Raw genomic sequence first — 3,469 nt, 5'->3', positions numbered from 1 at the left:
TGCCCGGCCGGGGCGGGGCGCGCGGCGGGGCGCGGCGTGGGCGGGCGCGGGGGCAGCGTCGGGCGGTTCATGGCGCGGCCTCCCCCAGGCCGGCGGGAAGCCCCGGCGCGGATGCCCGTGATGCGGGAAACGGGGGGAGGACAGGGGCAGGGCGGCGCGGCGCCATGCGCCACGCGGCCGCCCCAGGGGTGGATCCCGGAGTGAATCCCTGATCCGGCCCGTGGGCGGGACGCGCCAGGATATGGGGGGCGCGAGGGGCCATGCGCTGCTCAGCCTTCTGCCGATTGCGAAACCTGAGCGCACTTTATGCGAAAAAATCCCAACGGCAAGGGAAATATGCCCCGGCGGGCCTTTCCGGACCCTCTCCACGCGCCGGGTTCATCACCTGTTATCAGCCGCTGACATTCACTGCGAAATGATCTTGTTGAGCGAAAATACGGCGGTGTCGCGATGTGCTCCGCGCCTCGCGCTTTCGCCTCTCCAACCTGTCCGCCTCTCCCTGGCCGCCCACCCCTGGCTGACCCCTGGCCGCGACGGAAAAGCCGATGCAGACACGCCCCGCCAGCCGCCTTTCCGCTGCCCCCCTGCGCGGGCGCCGGCCAGGCGATGGCAGGCTGCATGCCCCTGCCCTGGCCGCCCTTCTGGTGCTGGCGCTGCTGGCCGGGCTGCTGCCGCCCTGGCTGGCGGGCGGCGGGGCGGGGCTGCTGTTGCTCGGCGCCGCGCTGGCGCTGGGCATGCTCGGGCTGGGCGGGCTGCTGGCGGCGGCACGGCTGCGCGCCCTGCTGCTCTGGGCCCAGCTCGCCCCCGCGCCGGAGGATGCCCCGCAGGCGCCCGGGGAAGACCAGCCCCCCGCCCAGCTCCTGCCCGGCCTCGCCCCCGTGGTGCTGCAGCTGCGCGACATGCGCGACCATATCCGCGAATGCGAAAACATGATGGAGTTGCAGCGCCGCCAGCGCGAGCGTTTCTATGAGGAGCGCCGCGCCGCGATGCGCGAGATGGCCGAGCGCATCCGCACCGATGCCGCCGCGCTGGTGCGCGACATGGCCGAGCGCGCCGAGAGCCTGGGCAGCCATGCCGATGAGGTCGCCCGCTCCGCCGGGCGGGTGGAGCGCGAGGCGGGCGAGGCCAGCGGCGATGCCGATACCTCCGCCCATGCCGCCGACCTCGCCGCCGAGCGCACCAGCGCCATGGCCGAGGCGATCGGCCGCATCACCGGCCAGATCACCCGCGCCGCGGCCGCCACGCGCGGCATCGCCGAGCGCAGCCGCCGCACGCGGGCGATGTTCAGCGAGCTGGAGGCCATCGTGGCCAAGATCGCCGAGGTCTCGCGGCTGATCCACGAGATCGCCCGGCAGACCAACCTGCTGGCGCTCAACGCCGCGATCGAGGCGGCGCGCGCGGGGGAGGCGGGCAAGGGCTTCGCCGTGGTGGCGGGGGAGGTGAAGAACCTCGCCTCCCGCACCGCCCACGCCACCACCGAGATCGCCGAGCGGCTGGAACAGATCCAGGACCAGACCGGGCAGGTGACACAGTCGATGGACGATATCGGCGGCAGCATCATCGAGCTGGACGAGGTGGCCGCCACCCTGGCCGGGGCGATGGAGGAGCAGAGCGAGGCGGTGCGGCAGATCGCCGGCTCCGTCTCCGCCGCCGCCGGCCATGCGCGCCAGGCGCAGGACCGCATCGGCCTCGCCAGCGAGGAGATCGACCAGAACCGCCGCCGCGTCTCACAGATGCATGACGCCTCCGGCCAGGTGCTGACCACGCTGGGCGGGTTGCAGGAACGGCTGGATGGCGTGGTGCGGGTGGCGCTGGCCTCGGTGGAGCGGCGCCAGCATGCGCGGCAGGTGGTGGACATGCCCGCCCGCGTCGAGCTGGCGCCCGAGGGCGTGCTGCAGGCCCGGCTGCGCGACATCTCGCCGCTCGGCGCGGCGCTGGAGGGGGCGGCGATGCCGCGGGGCCAGCGTGGAACGCTGGTGGTGGCGGGGCTGCCGCCGGTGGCCTTCCGCGTCGTCGCCACCAGCCGGGCGGCGCATCTGGCCTTCGTGTTCGGGAGCGATGCCGAGATGGAGCATTTCGCCGCCTGCTTCGGAACCCTGGCCGAGGGGATGCGGCATGCCGCCTGACCCCAACACCCCGATCCCCAACACCACGGCCCCCAACACCACGGCCCCCAACACCACGGCCCCCAACACCATGGCCCCCAACACCATGGCCCCCAATACCATGGCCCCCAATACCATGGCACAGCCTAGCCTGCCGGGGGCCGGGCTGGTCCGGCCTCCGGGGCGGCGGGTGGCGCTGGCCGGGCTGCTCGCCGCCGCCGCCCTGCCGCGCCGGGCCAGGGGCGAGGCGCCGCTGCGGCTCGTCATCGGCTTCATCGGCCGTGGCACGATGGAGCAGCTGAGCCTGTTCTGCACCGGCCACCTGCAACGGCATCTGGGCCGCCCGGTGGTGCTGGAGCGCCTGCCCGGCCGCGCCGGCCTGCGGGCGATGGAAGCGATTCTGGAAACGCGGGACGGCTCCGCCCTGCTGCTGCTGCCGAGCAGCCTCTTCACCCTGCTGCCGCACGCGCTGCGCCCGCCGGGGCGAGTGCAACCCCTGGCGCAGTTCCGGCCGATGCTCAGCCTGGCCTCCATCAGCTTCGCCCTGGCGGTCGATGCCCGGCACCCCGCGCGCGATCTCGACGCCTTCCTGGAGCGGGCGCGGATGATGCACCGGGAGGTGGAGATCGGCATTCCCGCGCTGGGCTCGGCGCCGCATTTCCTCTCTGTCCTGCTGGCGCGCCGCAACGGGCTGCGCTTCCTGCCGCTGCCGGTTCCGGGGGTGTATCAGATCCTGGCGGAACTGGCCGCGGGGCGGATGGAGGCGGTGATGCTGCCGCTCTCCGACGCGATGCAGGCGCATCAGGCGGGCGAGATCCGCATCCTGGCGATGAGCGCCCAGACCCCGCCGCCGGCCCTGGCCGGGGTTCGCACGCGCGAGGCCTTCGGGCTGCGGGAGCAGGATGGCGTGGACCGCTATGGCCTGTTCATCGGCAACCACTACACGCCGGAGCAGCACCAGCTCTGGCGCGAGGCGCTGCATGTGCTGAGCCAGTACCCGGGCTTCCCGGCCTTTCTCTCCGGGCTGATGCTGACCCCGGAACTGATCCCGGAGGAGCCCTTTGCCGCCCTGCTGCAGGCGGAAAGCCGCATCTGGGAAAGGCGGGTGCGCGAAACCGGCTTCTCGGTGGAGAGCTGAAGCGGGGCACGCATTCATCGTCAGGGCCGATGATTGATATCGGTAATCGGCATTGGATCGCGATGGGTGGGGCGGGGTATCTCTTCGTCAACAGCGGGGAACATCCCCGCACCCCGAAAGGAACCCTGACGATGACCACTTTCTCCGCTCTGCGCGCCCTGACCCTCGCCGCCGCCGTGATGGCGCTGCCCGCCCTGGCCCAGGCCCGCGACCTCTCCGAGAACGC

At 72.9% G+C, this 3,469-nt stretch carries 2 protein-coding genes; both read left to right on the top strand.

Going from position 1 to position 3,469, the window contains the following annotated elements:
- Positions 1-545: 545 nt before the first annotated feature.
- Positions 546-2,126 carry a methyl-accepting chemotaxis protein gene (locus NON00_RS24215; RefSeq protein ID WP_256025362.1) on the top strand — a complete coding sequence of 527 codons (1,581 nt, stop codon included), beginning with the start codon at positions 546-548 and terminating at the stop codon, positions 2,124-2,126.
- A complete protein-coding gene (locus tag NON00_RS24210) occupies positions 2,116-3,243 on the top strand; it encodes a tripartite tricarboxylate transporter substrate-binding protein (RefSeq protein ID WP_256025361.1) in 1,128 nt (375 codons plus the stop codon). Before NON00_RS24215 ends, NON00_RS24210 begins: the two co-directional genes overlap by 11 nt.
- Positions 3,244-3,469: the final 226 nt, after the last annotated feature.

Origin of the sequence: Roseomonas sp. GC11 (assembly GCF_024437745.1) — a bacterium.
Taxonomy (GTDB): Bacteria; Pseudomonadota; Alphaproteobacteria; order Acetobacterales; family Acetobacteraceae; genus Pseudoroseomonas.
Note: the sequence above shows the minus strand (reverse complement) of the source record. Positions and strands in the feature narration are given on the sequence as shown.

Coding starts and splice junctions, on each gene's coding strand:
- NON00_RS24215 (WP_256025362.1), top strand. CDS start 546: ATGCAGACACGCCCCGCCAGCCGCCTTTCCGCTGCCCCCCTGCGCGGG.
- NON00_RS24210 (WP_256025361.1), top strand. CDS start 2,116: ATGCCGCCTGACCCCAACACCCCGATCCCCAACACCACGGCCCCCAAC.